The sequence below is a fragment of the Streptomyces sp. NPDC051567 genome, from assembly GCF_044454165.1.
Lineage (GTDB): Bacteria > Actinomycetota > Actinomycetes > Streptomycetales > Streptomycetaceae > Streptomyces.
Genome location: NZ_JBITDK010000004.1, coordinates 187,575 through 208,523, shown reverse-complemented (window position 1 = coordinate 208,523; position 20,949 = coordinate 187,575). Strand labels below are relative to the sequence as shown.

Below are 20,949 nucleotides of genomic sequence, written 5' to 3'. Positions count from 1 at the left end.
CGCGCCGGCCGCGTCGTCCCCTCCTTGCCTCTGCCCCGTTCCCGAAGGTTGAACGTCTGTGAGCACTGTCTCAACCCTGGTCAACGCCTGCCTGATGCCCGCGTACGACGGCCGGGTCCCGCCCGACTGGGTACTGCGCGCCCTGGACGAGGGAATCGCCGGAGTCGGCCTCTTCGGCACCAACCTCCTCTCCTCGGGAGGCCCGCTGCGCGAGGACATCGTGGACCCGCTCCGCGCGGTACGCCCCGACGCCCTGATCGCCCTGGACGAGGAAGGGGGCGACGTCACCCGGCTCGACTACCACCGCGGCAGCGTCTACCCCGGCAACCACGCCCTCGGCACCGTCGACGACCCCGAACTCACCCGGCAGGTCGCCCTGGCCATCGGCTCGGACCTGCGCGAGGCGGGCATCAACCTCTGCCTCGGCCCCTGCGCCGACGTCAACTCCCGGCCGAACAACCCGATCATCGGCGTACGCTCCTTCGGCGCCGGACCCGGCCTCGTCGCCCGCCACACCCAGGCGTTCGTACGGGGCCTCCAGGAGCGCGGTGTCGCCGCCACCCTGAAGCACTTCCCCGGACACGGCGACACCGGCACCGACTCGCACACGGCGCTGCCCGACATCCACCGCGACCTCGACGCCCTGCGCGTCCTGGACCTGCCCCCCTTCGCCGGGGGCATCGCCGCGGGCGCCAAGGCCGTGATGACCGGCCACATCCGCCTGCCCCACCTCGCGGAACTCCCCGCGACCCTCAGCCACCGCGTCGTGACCGGGCTGCTGCGCGAGGAACTCGGCTACGAGGGCGTGGTGATCAGCGACGCGCTGGAGATGGCCCCCATCCTCGACCGCTGGGGCTTCGGCGGCGCCGCCGTGCTCGCCTGGGCGGCCGGCGTCGACCTCGTCCTGCTCGGCGCCACCGACGGGGAGAAGATCCTCCCCGAGGTCCACCGGGCGGTGGAGGACGCCCTGCGCGAGGGCACCCTCTCCCTGGACCGGCTGGAGGAAGCGGCGGCCAGGGTCGCCGCACTGCGGGCCTGGGCGGCGCCCGCGGAGGCCGCCCGCCGGGACCGGAGCCCCGCGACCGGTTCCGGGATCGGCCTCGACGCCGCCCGGCGCGCCCTGACCACGACCGGTCCGCCGCTCGTCACGGCCGAGGGGCCGGTGCACACCGTACGCCTCGTCGGCTCCACCAACATGGCCGTCGGAACGGCCCCCTGGGGACTGGAACCGGCCCTGGAACTGCTCGGCGCCCTGGCCTCCTCCACCGACGTCGAACACGGCACCGACCCGCAGGACATCCCGCTCCCCGCCACCGGCCCCGTGGCCGTCGTGGTCCGCGACGCCGGGCTCGACCCCTGGCAGAGCGCCGCCCTGCGCAGCCTGCGCCGGCGCAGACCCGACCTGGTCACCGTCGAGATGGGCCTCGGAGCGCAGACCTCCGGGACGGACACCCGGCTGCTCCTCACCCGGGGCGCCGGCCTGGCCAACGCGGTGGCCGCGGCCGAACGCCTCACCGGCCGCACCCGCACCGACCCACTGCGGGACTGACGAGCCCCCCCCGCTCCCGGCACCGGAACAGCCACCGGCGCCGGGACCGGACGCACCCCCGCGCCCCCACACCGCCCACCCGCCCTTCCCCCACGGAGGACCACGTGCACGACGTCTGCGTCGGCCTCGGATACCACTGCGAATCGACCTACCAGATCCGACGGATCACGGGGGACGACCGCGCGCACTTCTTCGACTGGCTCGACCTCGACTTCGCCTCCGTGCTCGAAACCATCGGGACCGACTTCCGCGACGTCCTGCGCCCCGGCCTGACCCAGCCCTTCAGCAACGGCGCCTGCGCACTCGACAACGGTTCGCGCATCCGCTTCTTCCACGACTTCCACGCCCCCGACGACGGCCCCCTGACCGCCGAGGTCATCTCCGGCCAGCTCTCCTTGGTCCGGGCGAAGTTCGACCACCTCGCCGGCCGCTGGAGGGACCTGACCGCCTCCCGCTCCCGGGTCCTCTACATCCACCACGACGCCTTCGACGAGCTGGAAGCCGTCGACCTGAAACGGCTGCACGACCTGCTCCGGGTCCGCTACCCGGGCCACCGGTTCGCCCTGCTCTGGCTGCGCCGCACACCCCCCGCGGACACCTCCGCCCTCCCGCCCGGCGTCAGCTGGGGCACGGTCGCCGAACTCCCCGGCCGCTGGCAGGGCGACGACCAGGAATGGGACGCCGCCTTCGCCGCACTGGACCCGCAGATCCTCTGGCCCGGCCCCGCCCGGCCCACCCCGTAGGACGCGCGCGAAAGCCCTTCCGGCCCGCACGCCCTGCCCCCCGACCTCTTCGCCCCCCGTACCCATCCGGAGGTACTCATGCCCGTGCCCGACCCGCTCTCCTGGCGGACCGTCGTCCTCTCACCCCACTTCGACGACGCCGCCCTCTCCCTCGCCGGGCTGCTGCCCGCACTGCCCGGACCGGTCGCGGTCGTCACCGTCTACGGCGGCGCCCCCACCCCGGACGCCCCGGTCTCCTGGTGGGACAGCACCTGCGGCTTCTCCTCCGCCGCAGAGGCCCACCGGGCCCGCCGCGCCGAGGACGCCCGCGCCTGCGAACGCCTCGGCGTCGAACAAGTGGTCCTCGGCCACCCCGACGGCCCCTACGGCGACGGCGGCGAACCCACCGAACTGGACGCCCTCCTGCGCTCCCTCGCCCCCGGCACCCGCGTGCTCGCCCCGCTCGGCAGCAACCAGCCCGACCACGAAGCCGTACGGCTGCGCGCCATGCGGGTCCTCGCCGCCCACGGCGCCCCCGCACCCTGGGTCTACGCCGACCTCCCCTACACCGGACACCTGCCCGAGTGGGGCAGCGACAAGGCGAGCGAGGCCCTGGCCAAGAGCCCGATGTGCGGCCTCGCCTACCAGGAACTGCTGACGGGCCACCGCACCACCGTCCGCCACGCACTGGTCCTGACCGACGACCAGTGGGAGGCGAAGCGCGAGGCCGTCCTGTGCTACGCCTCCCAGCTCGCCCCCCTCGCCCCCGACCACGGGACGTTCCTCGCCCGTACCGGACCGCTGCGGGCCGAGCTGATCTGGTCACTGTCCCCCCTGGACACGCCGTGCTGACCCCCGCGGAACCCGCAGGACCCGCAGGACCCGCCGCGGCCGTGCCCGCCGAGGACACCCGCCCCGTCGTCCTGACCGCGCGCGGCCTGGTCAAGGAGTACCGGCGCGGACGGGCCGTGGACGGCGTCGACTTCACCCTCCACGCCGGTGAACGGCTGGGACTGCTCGGACCGAACGGCGCGGGCAAGACCACCACCCTCCTGATGTGCCTCGGCGCCGTCGAACCGGACGGCGGCCACATCGAGATCCTCGGCCGGCCCCTGCACCGCGGCCGGGCCCAGGCCATGCAGGGCGTCGGCTTCGTCGCCGGCTACCTCCCGCTGCCCGACCGGGTCCGGGTCCGCGAGTACCTGCGGCTCTACGCCGACCTGTACGGGCTGCGCGCCCCCGGCGCCGCCGTGGAACGCGTCCTGACCCGGTTCGGCATCGATCACCTGGCCGTCGCCATCGGCACCGAACTCTCCAGCGGCCAGCGCACCCTGGTCGGCATCGCCAAGGCGGCCCTGCACGAGCCCCGCCTGATGATCCTGGACGAGCCCACCGCCTCGCTCGACCCCGACATCGCCCTGCGCGTGCGCACGGCGCTGCTCGCCCTCTCCGCGGAACAGGGCACCGCCCTGCTGGTCACCAGCCACGACATGGTGGAGGTGGAGCGGCTCTGCGAACGCGTGATGTTCCTGCACGCCGGCCGGATCGCCGCCGACGGGACGCCCGCCGAGGTGGCGCACCGCTTCGGCCGGGCCGACCTGGAAGGCGTCTTCCTGCACCTGGCCGAAGAACGCGACCGTGAAAAGGCGTCCGTACGATGATCTCTGCCCCCCCTCCGGTCACCGAGCACCCCCGCGCTCCCGCGCTGCGCTCCCCGGCCGTCGCCTCCGTCCACCGGGTGCGCGCCGTCGCCCGGCGCCACTGGCTGGTCCTCAAGCGCAGCCCGCACCGCTTCTTCGACGTACTGGTCTGGCCGCTCGTCGACACCCTGCTCTACGGCTCCATCGGCCTGTTCGCGGCCCAGGCCGCCGGCAACGACCCCGGCGTCGCGACCACGGTGACCGTGTACCTGCTCAGCGGAACCGTCCTGTGGCACCTGGTCCACCAGACCCAGATCTCGCTCGCCACCGGATTCCTGGAGGAGACCTGGTCCCGCAACATCCTCGGGCTGCTGGCCACCCCCATGCGGGAGTGGGAGTACCTCGCGGGCGTCGGCCTCTTCGCCCTCCTGCGGACCGCGGTGAGCACCGTCGCGGTCGCCGCGCTCGCCCTCACCGCGTACGCCTTCGACGTCACCGACCTGGGCCTGGGACTCATCCCGGTGGCCGCCCTGCTGCTCGCCTGCGGCTGGTCGGTGGCCCTGCTGGTGGTGGGCCTGGTACTGCGGTACGGCAGCGGCGCCGAGGCCCTGGTCTGGGGCGCGCTCTCGGTCGTGATGCCGCTGTCGGGCGTCTTCTACCCGATCTCCACCCTGCCGGCCGCACTGCGCCCGCTCGCCCAGCTCCTGCCCACCACCCACGTGTTCGCCGCCGGGCGCGCGCTGACGAGCGGCGGGCCGATGCCCTGGCGGGAACTGGGCATCGCCACCGGCGGGACCCTGGTCCTGATCCTGCTCAGCCTGTTCGCGCTGAGCCGGATGATGCGCTCCTTCCGCAGGCGGGGACTGGTGACCCGCTACTCCTGACCCCCACGGGAACAGCCTTTAAGGTGGCCGGGTGAGAAGACACATCGTGTTCGAGCGTCTGCACAACTTCCGTGACCTGGGCGGCTACCCGGCCGCAGACGGCCGCACGGTGGCCTGGGGGCGGCTGTTCCGTTCCGACTCGCTGGGCAAGCTGCGGGACCAGTCCGTGGACCAGGCACAGGCCGGGGACCGGGACCGTTTCCTGGCCCTGGGCATCCGCACCGTGATCGACCTCCGCCACCCCTGGGAGGTCGAACGCAGCGGCCGTGTCCCGCACCACCAGGGCCTGGCCTACCACAACCTGAGCATCGAGCACCGGCCGTACGACCAGGCGGGCCTGGACCCGGACGTCGATCCCGCGCCCTTCCTGGCCGGCAAGTACACCGAGGTCGCCCACGACGGAGCCGAGGAACTCCGCCGCGCCCTGGAGGTCATCGCGGGGGACACCGCCCCGCTGGTGTTCCACTGCCACTCCGGCAAGGACCGCACCGGCCTGCTGGCCCTGCTGGTCCTCGCCCTGCTGGGGGTGGACGAGGACGACATCGTCGCCGACTTCGCCCTGACCGGCCTGGCCACCGACCGCCTGGTCGCCGAGTGGCACGCCTCCTACCCCGACCTGACCCTCAGCTGGCCCGCCTACGGCCACGCCCCCGCCGAGGTCATGCGGCTCTTCCTGGCCGCTCTGACCGCACGGTACGGGTCGGTGCGCGGCTACGCCGCCGAGCGGCTCGGCGTCGGCGACGACCTGGTGGCGGCGGTCCGCGGACGGTTGCTGACCCCCTGAACGGATGCCCCGGCGCGAAAGGCGCCGGGGCATCCGTTCAGGACGGTGTTCCGCCAGATGTTCCACCAGGTGCGCGGCCGCGCCGGCGCGGCCGACGGGTCAGGGGCGGCGGGGTTTGCCGCGCTTGACGGGCTTCGTGGACTTGCCGGCGCCGGAGCCGCCGCGCGGGGCCTTGCCCCCCGTCCTACCGCCCGCCTTGCCGCCCGCCTTGCCCGCGGCGGGCTTGCGCGGGGCGCCGCCCGGGGCGGGGCGCTTCTTGCCCTTCGGCTGGTCCACGGCCGGGGCCGGGGCCTGCGGACCTCGGGAACTGTTGACGGTCCGCCCCCGCACGATCCCGATGAACTGCTCCACCAGGTCGGTGGTCCCGTCCTGCGGCCACGACAGCGCGATCCGCGACTCGGGGACGCCCGAGAGCGGCCGGTAGGTGAGGTCCCGGCGGTGGTGCAGCCGGGCGAGCGACTGCGGGACGACGAGCAGCCCCACCCCGGCCGCCACCAGCTCGACGGCGTCCGCCGTCGTGGCGGGCCGCTCGATCGCGGGGAGCCCCGGCGGGTGCTCCCAGTCGAGGGTGTCGTCGAGGGGGTGGAAGACGATCTCGTCGGCCAGGTCCTCGACGGACACCTCTTCCACCGCCACCGCGACGTGGTCCTTCGGGATCACGACCACGGTCGTCTCGGTGTAGAGGGGGATCGCGCTGAGATCCGTCCGGTCGACCGGCAGCCGGACGAAACCGGCGTCGGCGCCACGGCCCCGCAGCAGGCCGAACGCCTCGTCCGCGGGTACGGGAACGAGGGTCAGGGGGATGTCCGGCAGCCGCTCGTTCCAGATCCGCACCCACTTGGTGGGCGTCACTCCGGGGACATACGCGAGCCGGAACGAAGGGGAGCTTTCCGAGCCTGTCACTCCGCCAGGTTACCGGTCGTGGTCGGAGGTGGCGCACACGCTCGATACTCTTGACACCATGACGTCGCACCAGACCGCCCAGACGATGAAGCCCGCGACCGCGGCCAAGAAGCTGGGTGTGTACCTTGAGGCCACCCCCGCAGAGTTCCAGGAGGGTGTCGTCTCGCGCACCGAATTGAGCGCGCTCCAGGCCGATCCGCCCCAGTGGCTGCAGGACCTGCGGACCAAGGGCCCGCACCCCCGGCCGGTGGTCGCCGCCAAGCTGGGCGTCTCCATCGCCGGTCTCGCGCGGGGCGGGGTCACCGAGCCCCTCACCACGGAGCAGATCGAGGCCCTGAAGGCGGAGCTCCCCGAGTGGCTGCAGAAGGAGCGCACCATCCAGGCCGAGGTCAGGAAGGAAACGGTGCGCATCAAGGAGAAGAACGCGAAGCGCGGCGAGCAGCCCGCCTGACCCGCGTTCCCTTCCTCGGTCGCCCCTCACTCCTGGCCCCTGGCGGCGCCGAGCATCCCGGTACGAGCGGACCGACCCGCCCGTACCGGGATGCCCGGCGCCGCCAGGGGCCGGATCTTTTCCCCTCCGCCCCACCGCGCCCCGTACCGCCCCGGCCCCGCCGGGAGCGGGACGGGGCGCGGCGGTCACCGGCGCAGGGAGGCGGCGACGGGCAGGTGGTCGCTGCCCGTCGCGGGCAGGTTCCAGGCGGAGACGGGAGTCAGGCCCCGGGCGAGGACGTGGTCGATCCGGGCCACCGGGAAGGCCGCGGGCCAGGTGAAGCCGAAGCCCGCCCCCGCCTCCTCCTGGGCCGGGCGCAAGCCGCTCAGGAGCGGTGCGAGCGCCGTGTCGCCGGTGGTGCCGTTGAGGTCGCCGACCACCAGGACCCGCTCCGCGGTCTCGGCGCGCAGTTCCCCGGTGAGCAGCCGGGCGGCCTCGTTGCGGGACCTGGTGGTGAAACCGGAGTCGAGGCGCACCCGTACGGAGGCGAGGTGGGCGACGTAGACGGTGACGGGCCCCTCCGGGGTGTCGGCGGTGGCGCGCAGCGCCCGGGTCCACGGCATGATCGGCAGCGGGGTCGCGTCCCGCAGCGGACGGGTGGACCAGAGCCCGACGGTGTCCTCGACCACGTGGTACGGGTGGGTCGCGGCCAGCGTCCGTGCGTACGCGGCGGTCGCGGGCCGGGTGAGTTCCTGGAGCGCGATGAGCTGGGCGCCCGAGGCGACGAGGGCGCGCGCGGTCCCGGCGGGATCGGGGTTGGCGTCGTCCACGTTGTGGGAGACCACGGTGAGGTCGCCGCCGGTACCCGTCCGGTCGCCGAGGGCGGGGACGAAGAACGAGCCCCAGACCACGGCGGCCGTCAGGGCCGAGGCCAGGGCCGGGCGCGAGCGCAGGAGCAGAGCGGCGCCCAGCAGCGCGAGCACGGCCGCACCGGCCCAGGGCGCGAAGGTCTGGACGAGGCTGCCGAGGTTCCCGGGCCCCTCCGGGAGCCACGGGTGCAGCAGCGTCAGCAGGGCGGTGACCAGGGCGAGGGCCACGACGATCCGGCCGTGGCGTGTCCGCCCCGGCCCGGCCGGGCCCCCCGCCGCCACGAGGAGCCTCCCGCCCCGCGCCACCACGGCGAGGAGCCTCCCGCCCGGAGCCGCCCCGTGCGGTCGCCCGCGCCGCGCCGCCGCGCCCGGCAGGTCCGGCGGGCCGCCCGGCGGCGTCGCGTCGCCCGGGGTGCCGCTCGCCGTCGTCGTCCCCGGCGCCTCTTCACGGGTCCCCGCCATGGCGCGCCTCACCCCCGGCCCCGCCGGTCCGCCGGAGGCCGCGGTGGACGGCGGTCGGGGATCATCGGGATGCTCATGATCTTGGGGACGCCCGTGACCGGGCCCGGGGTTCCGCCGGACCGGTACGCCGGGGGAGCGGTGGACGGGCCTGCCGGGGGAGCGGTGGACGGGCCTGCCGGGGGCGGCCGTGCCGGTCAGGTCGGCGGCCGGCGGTACGCGGTCCCGGGAAGGACGCATGGGAAGACCTCTCGGTGGACGGGTGTGGTGCACACCGGTCACCGTGCCGGAGGGGCCTTTCCGGAGCCGTGCGGTCCTGTTTCCCGCACCGGGAGGCCGCGTATCAGTCGTGTTTCGGCCGGTGGTCGCCAGGGGCTGCCCGGCGGTCGTCCGGCGGTCGCGCGGCGGTTTCGGCCCGGCGGTTTCGGTCCGGTGGTGCGTCAGCCCAGGCGCAGGGTCGCGACCGCCCCGCCGCCGGGGGCGTCGGCGAGGTCCAGCGAGGCACCGAGCACCCCGGCCTGCCCCTGGGCGATGGTGAGCCCGAGGCCCTGGCCGTGCCCGCGTTCGGCGGCCCCGGTACGGAACCGCTGCGGCCCGTCGGCCAGCAGCCCGGCGGGGAAACCGGGCCCGTGGTCCCGTACGGAGACCTCCGCGCCGGTGACGGTCACCTCGACCGGCGCCGCCCCGTGCCGGTGCGCGTTGAGCACCAGGTTGGTGACGATCCGGTCCACCCGGCGCGGGTCGGTCCGCACCACGCGCTCCTCGGCGACCGTGACCCGGGTGTCAGTCCCGGTCCGGAGCACGGCCGCGGCGACCACCTCGCCCAGCGGCACCGGGTCGAGCCGGGCCTCCTCGGCGCCCGCGTCCAGCCGGGAGATCTCCAGCAGGTTCTCGGTCAGCGCGCCCAGCACCCGGACCCGGTCCCGGACCATCTCCGAGGCCTCGTCGTCCTCGGGGAGCAGCCCGGCGGCGGTGGCCAGACCCATCAGCGGGGTCCGTAGTTCGTGCGCGACATCGGCGGTGAAACGCTGCTCGGACTCCAGCCTGCGCTGGAGGGCGGCGGCCATCGCGTCGACGGCCACCGACATCGCGGTGATCTCGTCGCGGGCCCGGCCCCCGGTGCCGATCCGGGCACCGAGGTCACCGCCCGCGATCCGCCGGGCGGTCCGGGCGCCCCGGCGCAGCCGCCGGTTCATCGGCTCGGTGGCGAGCGCGGCCAGCGGGACCACGAGGAGGAGCGCCGCCAGGACGGCCTTGACGATGCTGCGGTCCAGGGCCTGGAGGGCGCGCACCTCGCTGCCCATCTCGACGCGTTCGGCCACGAGCTGCCCGGAGACGCCGCTGATCCCCCACATCCACGGCTGGAGGGGCTTGCGGTCGTCGTACCAGAAGGCGATCTCCTCGTCCCGCGCCCGCCCGGCGTCCCCCGCCCCCGCCCGCTCCGCGTCCTGTGCCCGCCACCGCTCGACCAGGGCGTCGGGGATCATCTCGCCGGTGATCGGGGGCAGGGCGCCGGGCGCGGCCGGGTCCTGCGGCCGGAGCGCTTCGTACGCCCGCTCCCGGCCGAGGCCGAGCGAGCGGTCCCAGGCGGCGTGGTGGACGATGACGCCGACCACGGCCGCGACCGCGCAGCAGGAGGCCGCGACCAGCGCGGCGATCTTCCAGCGCAGGGCGCGGGGGCTGAGGAGGTTCACGTCAGCCCCGCGCCATCTTGTAGCCGAAGCCGCGGACGGTCTCGATCCGCTCGGCGCCTATCTTCCGGCGCAGGCGCAGCACACAGAGGTCCACCACCCGGGTGTCGCCCTCCCAGCCGTAGTCCCAGACCTCCCGCAGCAGCCTGCGCCGGTCGAGCACGGTGCCGGGGTGCGCGGCGAACTCCAGCAGCAGCCGCAGTTCGACGGGGGTCAGCGCGACGGGTGCCCCGCCCCGGTGGACCTCCATGCCCAGGGTGTCGACGGTCAGGTCCCCGAAGGCCAGGACCCCGGTGCGCCGCCCGTCGCCGCGGTCCCCGGGAGCGGGCGGGCCGGCGGTGAAGGTGGCGCGGCGCAGCAGGGAGCGGATGCGGGCCACCAGCACGCCGATGTCGACGGGCTTGACCACGTAGTCGTCGGCGCCCGCCTCCAGCCCGGCCACGATGTCCAGGGCGTCCCCGCGCGCCGACATCATCAGGACCGGGACGAGGCTCTCCTCCCGGACCCGGTGGCACAGTCCGATGCCGTCCAGGCCGGGCAGCATCACGTCCAGGATCATCAGGTCCGGCCGTCCGGCCCGGAAGGCGTCCAGCCCGTCGAGGCCGTCACCGGCCACGTGGACCTCGTACCCGTAACGCTCCAGGGCCAGCTGGATGGACCGGCGGATGACCGCGTCGTCCTCGACGAGCAGTACCCGGACCCGCGATTCAGCCACGCCGTCCACCCACAACCAGAAACCCACCGATCAACTCTGAGAACTCAAACGAACTCGACAAATGAAGGAAGGGACGAGAAGGGGGACGGACCCCGCCCCGCCCCGCCCGGTCAGCGGCGGCCGGTGGGCCGGGGCGGCTCCTCCACGGCCTCGGGCGGGGGCACGGAGTCCCGTACGGGACCGGCCGGCGCGGCGGCGGTGACGGTGGCCACCGGGGCGGCCGGGGCGGCCGGGGTGCGGCGCCGGGTGACCAGGGCCGCGAGCGGCTCGGTGTACCGGGCGGTGAGCGGGCCGACGACCACGAGGATCAGGACGTAGGCGGTGGCCAGCGGCCCGAGGGACGGTTCGATCCCCGCCGAGACGGCGAGCCCGGCGATGACGATCGAGAACTCGCCGCGCGCGACCAGGGCGCCGCCCGCGCGCCAGCGCCCCTTGACGCCGACCCCGGCCCGCCGTGCCGCCCAGTACCCGGTGGCGATCTTGGTCAGGGCGGTCACGACGGCCAGGGCGAGGGCGGGCAGCAGGACGGGCGGGATGCTGGCCGGGTCGGTGTGCAGCCCGAAGAAGACGAAGAAGACCGCGGCGAACAGGTCCCGCAACGGGCTCAGCAGGGTGTGCGCGCCCTCGGCGGCCTCCCCGGACAGGGCGATGCCCACGAGGAACGCGCCGACGGCCGCGGAGACCTGGAGCTGCTGGGCGATGCCCGCGACCAGCAGGGTCAGGCCGAGGACGACGAGGAGCAGCTTCTCGGGGTCGTCGCTGGAGACGAAGCGGGAGATCACCCGGCCGTACCGGACGGCGACGAAGAGCACCGCGCCCGCGACACCGAGGGCGATGGCCAGGGTCACGCTGCCCGCCGCCAGGCTCACACCGGCCAGCAGGGCGGTGATGATCGGCAGGTAGACGGCCATGGCCAGGTCTTCGAGGACCAGGATGCTCAGGATCACCGGGGTCTCGCGGTTGCCGATCCGGCCCAGGTCGCCGAGGACCTTGGCGATGACACCGGAGGAGGAGATCCAGGTCACCCCGGCCAGGACCACGGCGGCGACCGGCCCCCAGCCCATCAGCAGGGCGGCGACGGCCCCGGGCACGGCGTTGAGGGTGAAGTCGACCAGCCCGGCCGGGTACTGGGTCTTGAGGTTGGAGACGAGGTCGCTGGCGGTGTACTCCAGGCCCAGCATCAGCAGGAGCAGGATGACGCCGATCTCGGCGCCGATCGCGACGAACTCCTCGCTCGCCCCCAGCGGGAGCAGCCCGCCCTCGCCGAAGGCGAGCCCGGCCAGCAGGTAGAGCGGGATGGGGGAGAAGTGGAAGCGGCCCGCGAGCCTGCCGAGCAGACCGAGGCAGAGCAGGATGGCACCGAATTCGATCAGGAACAGGGCGGAGTGCACGCGCTCACTCCCGTCCGAGTATCGAGGCGGCCTCGTCGACACCCTGCCGGGTGCCGATCACGATGAGGGTGTCCCCGCCCGCGAGACGGAAGTCCGGCGCGGGCGACGGCCGGGCCTCCGCCAGGCGCAGCACGGCCACGACCGAGACGCCCGTCTCCGTGCGCATCCGGGTCTCGCCCAGCAGCCGCCCGTTCCAGTACGACTGCGCGGACAGCTCGATCCGCTCGGCGACCAGCCCGAGATCGGTGGTGTGCAGCACGTTCGGGCTGTGGTGCTCCGGGAGCAGCGCGTCGACGAGCGCGGAGGCCTCGCCACCGCTCAGGCGCAGCGACTGGGCGCAGGCGTCCGGGTCGTCCGCGCGGTAGACGTTCACGGTCCGGGTGCCGTCCCGGTGCGCGACCACCGACAGGTGGCGTCGTTCGCGGGTGGTGAGGTCGTACTGCACGCCGATGCCGGGCAGCGGTGTGGTGCTCATCCGTGGAGCGGGCACGGCTCTGGCCCCTTTCTCGTCCCCCGGTGTTTCCCCGGTTCCCGTCCCCGGCAGGCCGTCCGGCCGGGCGGCGACCCCCGCCGACGTGCGCACACGCCGACCGGGGCCACTGCCTCAACCCTTTCACAACCCCCCGCCCCCCGACCGTCAACCTCCCTCCGGGCCGTCCGGGGGGCCCGGCTGGGGAGCCGGGGGCAGGTGTCCGGTGTCACCCTCCGGTCGCGGTACGGACCGGCAGGCCGGGCAGTTCCCCGGCCTTGCGGGACATCAGGTAGAAGAGGTTGCGGGTGCGCTGGACCTCGTGGAGGAGGGCGAACCCCTGGCTCTCGTAGTAGCGGACGAGGCCGGGGAACACACAGCCACGGCGCACCCATGCCCGGCCGGTCCGGGCCGCGCGGTCCACGGCCCACAGGGCGATGGCGGTACCGGGCTTGTGGGCGCGGTCGACGGGGTCGGTGACGGTCGTGTACAGGTAGTCGGCGGGCTCGGCCAGCTCGGCTCCGGTCCAGCCCCACGGCGGAGTCTCCTGCTGAACGGTGGTGCACCCGACGAGGCGGCCGGTGCCCTCCTCGGTGAGGACCCACATGGAGCCGTCGGAGTTCTCCGTCTGCCCGGCCAGATCGTCCGCGCTGTCACGCCAGGACGGCATCCGGTGCTCCTCCATACACGTGGAGCGGGCCAGGACGACGGCGTGGACGGCGGGGGCGTCGGCGATGGTGGCAAGCCGCATGACGTGCACGGGTGGTCTCCTCGTCGGGTACGGGCGGGTCCGGTCTACAGGAAAGCGGAGGCCGCGAGGTGGAGGTCGGCGACTTCCAGGAGCGGGGAGTCGCCCTCCTCCCGGTACGGCCCGCCGCCCAACCGCCGCACGGCCCGGCGCAGGCGCCCCACGTCACCTGCTGTGGCCGTGGCGGACCCATTGCTCGGCGGCGGCCGTCATCTCCCTCAGCCACACGGCGTCGGGGTTCCGCCCGGCGAATGCCGTGTGCATGCGTAGTTCGGCGGCGGCGAAGGCGTCGACGGCGGCCGGATCCGCGTCGGTCCACGCGGGGCAGCGGGCCGCGTGGGCTTCGGCGGCCTCGGGCGTGTGTCCGGCGGCGACGAGCTGGAGGACCAGGCGCGCGGGGTCGATGAAGGCCGCACCGCGCGTCGGCCACGACCAGTCCACGACCCAGGAGCGTTCACCGATGAGGAAGTTCGACGGGTTGATGTCGGTGTACAGCAGCGCGTCGCCCTCGAACCCGTGCGCCTCCCTGCCGGACGCGGCGAAGCGGTGCCAGCGGCGCTCGTGCCAGTCGGCCGCGACCTCGGGGAGGGGGAGTTCGCCGATGCGCCGCACGAGGTCGACGACGGCGTCGAGATCCGGTGAGCGGGGCGTGAAATCGGCGGGCCGGGCATCCACCGCGTCGAAGCCGAGGACCAGCCAGGACTCGCTCTCGGCGGACCATCGCAGCGGGGGTGACACGTCCTCGACGTAGGGGGCGACGGCCCGCTCACGCAGGAGGGAGTCACGGCGGCCCCCGGCACGGTTCTTCATCGCCTTGACGAAGAACGGCCCGTCCGCACTGCTCACGATCGCGGTCAGGTCCGACCCGTGCCCGTACTCGGTGGGCCGGATGCCGGTGATGGCCCCTGTGTGCGGCGTGATCAGGGGGCCGATGTCCGTACCGGGGCGTCGTTCACATGTTCCTCATGTCCTCGGGGTGCAGGAACTGCCGGGGAACCCCGGCGTGCATTCATCGTCAGGCTCGCACCCACCCGCGCGGGCAGCCCGGCGTCTGAGCCGGCCCGGCTGGGGAACCCGCATCGCCGGCTGGTCAGGGCAGGTGGGAGACACGGAAGACCGTGCGGGCCGTTTCGGTGTCGAGGAGGAGGGCGAGGCGCTGGAGGAGCGGTGCGCCGTGGCGCACCGTGCCGTGGCGCAGGCTGGTGCGGATGTCCTGGTCGAGGACGTGCCGGAGCGCCGGGTCGGCGGCGAGGACGCGGGGGTCGAGCTCCAGGCGGTTGCCCTCGGTGTCCTCCAGGACGAGCCGCTGCGCGATGCCGTCGTGCCAGGCGACCGAGGCGAGCCGGTCGGTGCGGACGTGCCGGCCGCGGAGCAGTCCCCGGGTGGTGAGCAGGCCCGTCGTGGCGCGGACCCGCGTCGGCCACAGGACGGCGAGGAGGACGAGGCCGAGGGCGGCCCAGAGCAGCGTCCGGCGCCCGCTCGTGGAACCGGCCGCCGCGTCCACCGCCAGGAGCAGCAGCGGGAACAGCGCGGCGACCACGACGGCGCAGCGGCTCTCGCCCGCCGACCGCGCGTCCCGTACGAAGTGCCGCCCTTCCCCGAGGCCGGTCCCCGGCTCCTGCGGGCGGCGGGACATCCGTCCCTCCACGCGGCTCAATCGGCCAGTTCGCGGGCGTCCAGCGGGATGCGCCACGCGTTGCGGCGGTGCACCGCCTCCAGCTCCGCCTGGAGCGGGTTCGGCGGCACCGCGAGGACGGGACAGGGCGCGTGCGACAGGCAGTAGCGGGCCACCGAGGGCCGCACCGCGCCGAGCAGCCCGCCGCGCGGGCCCGCACCCACCACCAGCAGGTCATCGGAGGCACGGGCCGTGTCCACCAGCGCGGGGCCCGGGGTGCCCCGTACCGTCAGCCCCGCCGTGGTCACCCCGGGCCGGGCCGCGCCGAACGCGGTGTCCAGGGTCTCCCGCAGCCGCTCGACCGCCGCCGCCCGGCACTCCATCAGCATCGAGGTGTCACAGGAACTGCGGCTGCCCAGCCCGCCGCCCGGCACCTGCCAGGCCAGCACCACCCACAGCTCCGCGTCCCGCTCCCGGGCCTCGGCGGCGGCCCGGTGCAGTGCCGTGAGGCTCCCCGGACTCCCGCTCACACCGGCCACCACTCGTCTGCCCACCGTCAGCCTCCCGCGTCCCGCGTCCCGCGCCGTCGTGCGCGCCGCCCTGTGCCGCCCGCGTCGCCCGACTCCGTCGCCTGTCGTCCCGTCGCCGGGGCTCCATTCAAATGCGGCCGGTGCGCCCCTGGCCGTCAGCGATCCGTATGAACCGGGACAAGGTCCGTCAAGGTCGCGTCAGGAAGTGGCGCGGGAGGGAGGGGAAGGGGCATAGCTTCGGCGTCGTCACCCACCGATCGCGGTTGGTTCCTCAAGGAGGACCCCATGTGCCTGATCCAGTACGCGGAAGATCCGGAGCCGGAGGAACAGATCCCGGCCGGGCCCCTGTACGTGCCCGCCCGGCCGGGAACGACGACGACGGCGGTGGTGATCCGGATGTTCCGCACCCCGCTGGGCGAGCGCACCGCCGTCGGATTCACCGACGCGGAGCTGCTGGCCGTGACACTCGGCGCCGACCAGCCCTGGGTCCGGCTCTCGGAGTCCGCGCTCCGCGCCGTCGCCGCGCCGCTCGGCGCGGACCGGCTCACCATCGACCCGACCTTCTCGGCCTCCGCCGTCACCCCGGTGCCGGTGCGCGCGGCCGGGGCCACGGTCCGGGCCGCCTGAGGGGGATCGTCTTCCATGACCACCGCTGTTCTCCCGGACCTCGGGACCGGCGCGGACGACCTGTCCGTCTGGCCCGCCTCCACCACCCGGCTGCCGCACGGCGACCTGACCGTCGGCGGCGTGTCGCTGACGGAGATCGCCGAACGCTTCGACACGCCCGCCTACGTCCTGGACGAGGGCGAGGTCCGCGAACGCTGCCGGACCTACCGTGACGCCTTCCCCGACACCGACGTGTTCTACGCCGCCAAGGCGTTCCTGTGCCGGGCCATGGTCCGCTGGGCCGACGAGGAGGGGCTCGGCCTCGACGTGTGCTCGGCCGGTGAACTCGAACTCGCGGTCACCGCGGGCTTCCCGCCCGAACGGGCCGTCCTGCACGGCAACGCGAAGTCACCCCGGGACATCGAGGCGGCGCTGCGGCTCGGTGTCGGCCGGATCGTCATCGACAGCCCCTCGGAGATCGCCCGGCTGGCCGCCGCCGTGGGACCGGACGGTCACCAGAAGGTGATGGTCCGGGTCGTCCCCGGCATCTCGGCCGGCGGCCACGAGAAGATCCGTACGGGCACCGACGACCAGAAGTTCGGGCTCTCCCTCACCGACGGATCGGCGCACCACGCCATCACCCGCATCCTCGGTCAGCCGCAGCTCGAACTGACCGGCCTGCACTGCCACATCGGCTCGCAGATCACCGACGTCAAGCCGTACCTCGCCGCCGTGCGCCGCATGGTGGGCCTGATGGCCCGGGTCCGCGACACCCACGGGGTCACCTTCCCCGAACTGGACATGGGCGGCGGCCACGGCATCGCCTACCGGCCCGGCGAACCGGCCCTGGACCTGCCCGCCCTGGCCCGCAGGCTCCGGGCGGAACTGGCCGGGGGCTGCGCCGCCGCCGGGCTGCCGGTGCCCCGGCTCGCCGTCGAACCGGGGCGGGCGATCGTGGGCCCGGCGGGCGTGGCGCTCTACCGGGTGCTGGCCGTCAAGCACATGGGCGCGCGGGTGTTCGTGGCCGTGGACGGGGGCATGAGCGACAACCCGCGCCCCGCGCTGTACGGGGTGCGGTACGCGCCCCGCCTCATCGGCCGCCACTCGCCGGCCGGTCCCCGCACCACCACGGTGGTCGGCCGCCACTGCGAGGCGGGGGACATCCTCGCCTCGGACGTGGAGCTGCCCGGCGACATCCACCCCGGGGACCTCCTCGCCGTCCCGGTGGCGGGCGCCTACCAGCTCTCCATGGCCTCCGGTTACAACCTCGTCGGCCGGCCCCCGGTCGTCGCGGTCCACGAGGGCCGGGCCCGGCTGCTGGTCCGGCGCGAGACCCTGGAGGACTTCCGCAGCCGCGACATCGGCGGCTAGGTGAGGGTGATCACCGCTTGGTGATCCTTAACGGGTGAGGGCCTTCCGGGTCCGGTGTGGATGGCGACGTCTGCGCCGACCGGAAGGCCCTCTGTACTGGACGCGGTAGCGCTCACCCGGCCGGGGTCCCGTCCTGGTCGTCGAGTCCGGTCCGGTCGTCGGCCTGGAGCCGCTGGTGCAGGGCGAGGTCGTCCGCCTCGGCCTCCGGCGGGAGCCCGAACCGCAGGAGTGCCACCCTCGGGACATCGCGCAGCGGCGTCGTGAAGATCACCTCGTCGAACTCCGCGAGGCGCTCCTCGGGCAGCCCGGCGCGGATGCCGGCAAGCGTGTCCGGTAGTTCGACCGTCCTTCCCCGGACGCTGGTGAAGGGCACGGAACTCTCCTCGTCGTCTGCTGTGTCCTGGTCCTGCGAGGCTCCCACACCCGCGACGGCACAGGACAGAGCGTGTGGTGTCCGGCGTGCGCCCCGTCCGCGGGGCCTACGGCCGGTAGACGAGTTCGATCACCATCGCGCCGATGATCCCCCAGACGCCGATGCCGAGCAGCCACAGGGCGTCGAGGAGGGCGCCCGTGGCGATGACGGCGACGCCGCCCGAGCCGAGGACGAGTACGGTCCGGCGGATGCCGCGGTCGGGGTACCAGGGAAGGGTCACCGCAGTGAGAATGCCGCCCCGCCCGCCTGCGGGCGAGAGCGGGGCGCCTTTTCTGTCGGCATTTTGACGTACCTTGACGCATCGCCACGCCGGGCCACCACCGTGACGACGCGCCGGATCAGCCGGCGTGGACGTGCGGGCGGCGGGAGCGGTCCGGCTCGGCCTCGCGCAGCACCTCACGGGTGACCGGGGCGACCTCGCCCTGCCCGAAGAGGAAGAAGCGCAGGAAGTTGGCCATGGGGTTGCCCTCGGTCCACTCGAAGTAGATGTGCGGACGCCGCCCCGTGGTGTCCCGTACGTGCAGGAGCAGCGCGGCCAGGGCGTTGGGCACCGTCGGGCTCTCCATCGTCAGGACGCGGTAGCGGCCGTGCAGGACCTCGCCGCGCACCCGCAGGTTCGACTCGAACTCGGACGGGTCCAGGACGGTCACCTCGACGAACACCAGGTCGTCCGAGGCGGGCACGTCGTTGTCCGCGCGGATCTGGTGCACCTTCTCGCGGTACTCGGCGGCGTCACGGCGGTCCGGTTCGTTGGCGACGAACCGGATGGTGCGGCTCGCGGTGTCACGGACGAACCGCCGCGCCATGTCGTCCAGCTCGACATGGGTGACGCGCAGCTCGAAGACGCGGGCGAGGCGCGAGAGCAGGGACAGGCCCATGATGCCCGCGATGAAACAGGCGCCGATCTTCACGCCGTCGGGGCGCTCGACGACGTTGGCGGCGGTCGTGTACACGAAGACCGCGGAGATGACGCCGAAACCGGCCGTCCAGCCGCGCTCGCCCGCCCGCCGGGCGGCGAGGGTGACGGCGACGGCGGCCGAGGTGATCAGGACGAGGACCCCGGTGGCGTACGCGCCGCCCTGCGCGTCCACGTCGGCGTCGAAGATCCAGGTGACCAGGAAGGCCACGAGGGTGAAGACGATGACCATGGGGCGGACCGCGCGGGCCCAGTGCGGGGCCATGCCGTACCGGGGCAGGTAGCGCGGCATCAGGTTCAGCAGCCCGGCCATGGCCGAGGAGCCCGCGAACCACAGGATCAAGATGGTGGAGACGTCGTAGACCGTGCCGAAGACGGAGCCCAGGTACTCGTGGGCCAGATAGGCGAGGGCGCGCCCGTTGGCCGGGCCGCCCGCCTTGAAGGCGTCCGGGGGGATCAGCAGGGTGGTGACGAGGCTGGAGCAGATCAGGAAGACGCTCATGATGACCGCGGCCGTCGTCAGCAGCTTCTTCGTGCCCCGGACGCGTCCGGCGGGGTCCTCCTCGGTGTCCCCCGGATCGCCCTTGACGTGCGGCATCACGGCCACGCCCGTCTCGAAGCCGGAGAGGCCCAGGGCGAGTTTGGGGAAGACGAGGAGGGCGATGGCGATCATCATGAAGACGTTGCCGTGCTGGGTGGTCAGGGCCTGGGACCAGTCCGTCACCACCTGGGGTCCGGTGACGACCTGCCAGACGCCGGTCACCATCACGACGGCGTTCAGCGCCAGGTAGACCCCCACGAGGACGACCGCCAGGCCGATCGCCTCGCTGAACCCCTTCAGGAAGACCGTCCCGAGCAGGGCGATCAGGATCAGGGTGATCAGTACCTCGTGCCCGTGCAGGGCGCTGGTGAGGTGCGGGTTCTCGACCAGGTGCGCGGTCGCGTCGGCGGCCGAGAGGGTGATGGTGATGAGGAAGTCGGTCGCCGCGAACCCGAGCAGGGTCAGGACGAAGAGCTTCCCCTTCCAGAAGGACAGCAGCCGCTCCAGCATGGCGATCGAGCCCTCGCCGTGCGGGCTCTCCTCGGCCACCCGCCGGTAGACGGGCAGCGCGCCGAAGAGGGTGAGCAGGACCAGGACGACGGTGGCCAGCGGGGACAGGAGTCCGGCCGCGAGCGCCGCGATGCCGGGCTGGTAGCCGAGGGTGGAGAAGTAGTCGAGACCGGTCAGGCACATGACGCGCCACCAGGAGCGCCCTTCGTGCGCGGCGACGACGGGCGGCTGCTGTTGCTTGGCGCGGTCGGGGATGCCTTCCAGCAGCCACGCGCGCAGGCGCGGCGTACGGGCCGGGGTGGCCATCGTGGGCGGCTCCTGTCGTACGGCGGGGAATCAGCCACCGACGTGGACGGCCGGGCCGGCGTAGGCAGCCTGCTCTTCTATCCCCGGGTACGCGTGGATGGCGACGCCTCCGGGGCGCGAACCCTCCCGGTGGCGTAGCGGACGTACTCCCGCCGCAGCCGGAAACCCGCCCGCCAGGCCAGCAGCCGGCCCGGCCGGTCGCCCCGGGAGCAGGACCAGCTCGGGGTGTGCCCGCGGGCGGCGATGTCCTCGCACAGGGCCCCCAGGCAGGCCAGCGCCAGCCGCTGGCGCCGCTCCCCGGGGTCGGCGAGGACGGCGATGTCCTCGTAGCGGCTGCCCAGGACGTACGTGCACGCCACCGCGAGCGGCCGCCCGCGGTGGAAGGCGCCCCAGGCGGCCCCCGATCCGGCGAGCCCGTGCGGTCCGCCCCAGGTCGAGTGGACCGGGGCGGCCCCGGGGCCGAGCGCGGCCAGCGCCGGGGCGTCCTCGGCCGTCAGCCGCCGTACGGTGACCCCGCGCGGCAGCCGGGACGGCAGGGCGGGGGCCTGGCGGACGTAGAGCATCCGCTCCCGGGGCTCGACCCGGGAGAAGGCGGTCCTCACCACCGGGGCGAACCGGGCCGGGGCCTCGACGTAGCGGGCGGTGAACACGCCGAGGGCCGCCGGGCCGAGTGCCTGCGGGTCGCCCCGCAGCAGGACGTGGTCGCCGCACTCGACCGCCAGGACCCGGGGCGAGCGGGCCCGGTCGGCCCACCAGCGGCCGTGGCCGGTGGTGACGACGTGCTCGGCGAGGGCCGCGATGCCGGGCGCCCCGGCGGGGAACCAGCCGGTCAGGGCGGGAAGGCGGGAAAGGGGAAGCTCTATCACG

23 protein-coding genes are annotated in these 20,949 nt (G+C 74.2%); 9 read left to right on the top strand and 14 right to left on the bottom strand.

The window, feature by feature from the left end; all coding sequences use genetic code 11:
• Positions 1-58 precede the first annotated feature (58 nt).
• The 6 genes from ACIA5F_RS06910 to ACIA5F_RS06885 all read left to right on the top strand — a co-directional run bounded on the left by ACIA5F_RS06910 (position 59) and on the right by ACIA5F_RS06885 (position 5,579).
• Entirely contained in the window at positions 59-1,549 is a 1,491-nt protein-coding gene (locus tag ACIA5F_RS06910) for a glycoside hydrolase family 3 protein (protein ID WP_399349944.1), read from the top strand.
• Between the two features lie 104 nt (positions 1,550-1,653).
• On the top strand, positions 1,654-2,292 hold the full coding sequence (locus ACIA5F_RS06905) for a papain-like cysteine peptidase (RefSeq protein ID WP_399349943.1): 639 nt from the start codon (positions 1,654-1,656) through the stop codon (positions 2,290-2,292).
• A 78-nt stretch (positions 2,293-2,370) separates the two neighbouring features.
• Complete coding sequence (locus ACIA5F_RS06900; protein ID WP_399349941.1) at positions 2,371-3,123, top strand: PIG-L deacetylase family protein; 753 nt, start codon at positions 2,371-2,373, stop codon at positions 3,121-3,123.
• Positions 3,117-3,932 (top strand): ABC transporter ATP-binding protein, encoded by an 816-nt coding sequence (locus tag ACIA5F_RS06895; protein WP_399349939.1) that lies wholly within the window; start codon positions 3,117-3,119, stop codon positions 3,930-3,932. The genes ACIA5F_RS06900 and ACIA5F_RS06895 overlap by 7 nt, the downstream gene beginning before the upstream one ends.
• Complete coding sequence (locus tag ACIA5F_RS06890; protein ID WP_399349937.1) at positions 3,929-4,795, top strand: ABC transporter permease; 867 nt, start codon at positions 3,929-3,931, stop codon at positions 4,793-4,795. Before ACIA5F_RS06895 ends, ACIA5F_RS06890 begins: the two co-directional genes overlap by 4 nt.
• Positions 4,796-4,826: 31 nt before the next feature.
• Entirely contained in the window at positions 4,827-5,579 is a 753-nt protein-coding gene (locus ACIA5F_RS06885) for a tyrosine-protein phosphatase (protein ID WP_399349935.1), read from the top strand.
• A 99-nt stretch (positions 5,580-5,678) separates the two neighbouring features.
• Here ACIA5F_RS06885 and ACIA5F_RS06880 read toward each other — a convergent pair whose 3' ends face one another.
• Positions 5,679-6,482: a LysR family substrate-binding domain-containing protein gene (locus ACIA5F_RS06880; RefSeq protein WP_399349933.1), complete on the bottom strand. Its 804-nt coding sequence runs from the start codon at positions 6,480-6,482 to the stop codon at positions 5,679-5,681.
• Positions 6,483-6,540: 58 nt separating this feature from the next.
• Here ACIA5F_RS06880 and ACIA5F_RS06875 point away from each other — a divergent pair, with 58 nt between their 5' ends.
• The gene (locus ACIA5F_RS06875) at positions 6,541-6,933 is read left to right on the top strand and encodes a DUF5997 family protein (RefSeq protein WP_399349931.1); all 393 of its coding nucleotides are present in this window, start codon (positions 6,541-6,543) and stop codon (positions 6,931-6,933) included.
• A 185-nt stretch (positions 6,934-7,118) separates the two neighbouring features.
• Here ACIA5F_RS06875 and ACIA5F_RS06870 read toward each other — a convergent pair whose 3' ends face one another.
• The 9 genes from ACIA5F_RS06870 to ACIA5F_RS06830 form a co-directional block, all read right to left on the bottom strand.
• Positions 7,119-8,243, bottom strand: a complete 1,125-nt coding sequence (locus ACIA5F_RS06870) for an endonuclease/exonuclease/phosphatase family protein (protein ID WP_399349930.1) — start codon at positions 8,241-8,243, stop codon at positions 7,119-7,121.
• Positions 8,244-8,680: 437 nt separating this feature from the next.
• On the bottom strand, positions 8,681-9,934 hold the full coding sequence (locus tag ACIA5F_RS06865) for a sensor histidine kinase (protein ID WP_399349928.1): 1,254 nt from the start codon (positions 9,932-9,934) through the stop codon (positions 8,681-8,683).
• 1 nt (position 9,935) lies between these two features.
• Complete coding sequence (gene cseB, locus ACIA5F_RS06860) at positions 9,936-10,673, bottom strand: two-component system response regulator CseB (protein WP_399349926.1); 738 nt, start codon at positions 10,671-10,673, stop codon at positions 9,936-9,938.
• Between the two features lie 83 nt (positions 10,674-10,756).
• Positions 10,757-12,037 carry a cation:proton antiporter gene (locus tag ACIA5F_RS06855; protein WP_399349924.1) on the bottom strand — a complete coding sequence of 427 codons (1,281 nt, stop codon included), beginning with the start codon at positions 12,035-12,037 and terminating at the stop codon, positions 10,757-10,759.
• 4 nt (positions 12,038-12,041) lie between these two features.
• On the bottom strand, positions 12,042-12,512 hold the full coding sequence (locus ACIA5F_RS06850; protein WP_399349922.1) for a cation:proton antiporter regulatory subunit: 471 nt from the start codon (positions 12,510-12,512) through the stop codon (positions 12,042-12,044).
• Between the two features lie 223 nt (positions 12,513-12,735).
• The gene (locus ACIA5F_RS06845) at positions 12,736-13,257 is read right to left on the bottom strand and encodes a GNAT family N-acetyltransferase (RefSeq protein WP_399350237.1); all 522 of its coding nucleotides are present in this window, start codon (positions 13,255-13,257) and stop codon (positions 12,736-12,738) included.
• Positions 13,258-13,419: 162 nt separating this feature from the next.
• Positions 13,420-14,100, bottom strand: coding sequence for a protein kinase (locus tag ACIA5F_RS06840; RefSeq protein WP_399349920.1), 681 nt, complete (start codon positions 14,098-14,100; stop codon positions 13,420-13,422).
• Positions 14,101-14,344: 244 nt separating this feature from the next.
• A complete protein-coding gene (locus tag ACIA5F_RS06835; protein WP_399349918.1) occupies positions 14,345-14,890 on the bottom strand; it encodes a hypothetical protein in 546 nt (181 codons plus the stop codon).
• 17 nt (positions 14,891-14,907) lie between these two features.
• Positions 14,908-15,423 carry a universal stress protein gene (locus ACIA5F_RS06830; RefSeq protein ID WP_399349916.1) on the bottom strand — a complete coding sequence of 172 codons (516 nt, stop codon included), beginning with the start codon at positions 15,421-15,423 and terminating at the stop codon, positions 14,908-14,910.
• 261 nt (positions 15,424-15,684) lie between these two features.
• Between ACIA5F_RS06830 and ACIA5F_RS06825 the strand changes: the two genes are divergently transcribed.
• The gene (locus ACIA5F_RS06825) at positions 15,685-16,026 is read left to right on the top strand and encodes an SAV_915 family protein (RefSeq protein WP_399349914.1); all 342 of its coding nucleotides are present in this window, start codon (positions 15,685-15,687) and stop codon (positions 16,024-16,026) included.
• Between the two features lie 15 nt (positions 16,027-16,041).
• Positions 16,042-17,376, top strand: coding sequence for a diaminopimelate decarboxylase (gene lysA / locus ACIA5F_RS06820; protein WP_399349912.1), 1,335 nt, complete (start codon positions 16,042-16,044; stop codon positions 17,374-17,376).
• Positions 17,377-17,488: 112 nt separating this feature from the next.
• Here the strand turns inward: lysA and ACIA5F_RS06815 are convergent, their stop codons facing one another.
• The 4 genes from ACIA5F_RS06815 to ACIA5F_RS06800 form a co-directional block, all read right to left on the bottom strand.
• Positions 17,489-17,749 (bottom strand): hypothetical protein, encoded by a 261-nt coding sequence (locus ACIA5F_RS06815; protein WP_399349910.1) that lies wholly within the window; start codon positions 17,747-17,749, stop codon positions 17,489-17,491.
• A 106-nt stretch (positions 17,750-17,855) separates the two neighbouring features.
• Entirely contained in the window at positions 17,856-18,029 is a 174-nt protein-coding gene (locus tag ACIA5F_RS06810) for a hypothetical protein (protein WP_399349909.1), read from the bottom strand.
• Between the two features lie 118 nt (positions 18,030-18,147).
• The gene (locus tag ACIA5F_RS06805) at positions 18,148-20,082 is read right to left on the bottom strand and encodes an amino acid transporter (RefSeq protein ID WP_399349907.1); all 1,935 of its coding nucleotides are present in this window, start codon (positions 20,080-20,082) and stop codon (positions 18,148-18,150) included.
• Between the two features lie 77 nt (positions 20,083-20,159).
• Positions 20,160-20,948 carry a GNAT family N-acetyltransferase gene (locus ACIA5F_RS06800; protein ID WP_399349905.1) on the bottom strand — a complete coding sequence of 263 codons (789 nt, stop codon included), beginning with the start codon at positions 20,946-20,948 and terminating at the stop codon, positions 20,160-20,162.
• Position 20,949: the final 1 nt, after the last annotated feature.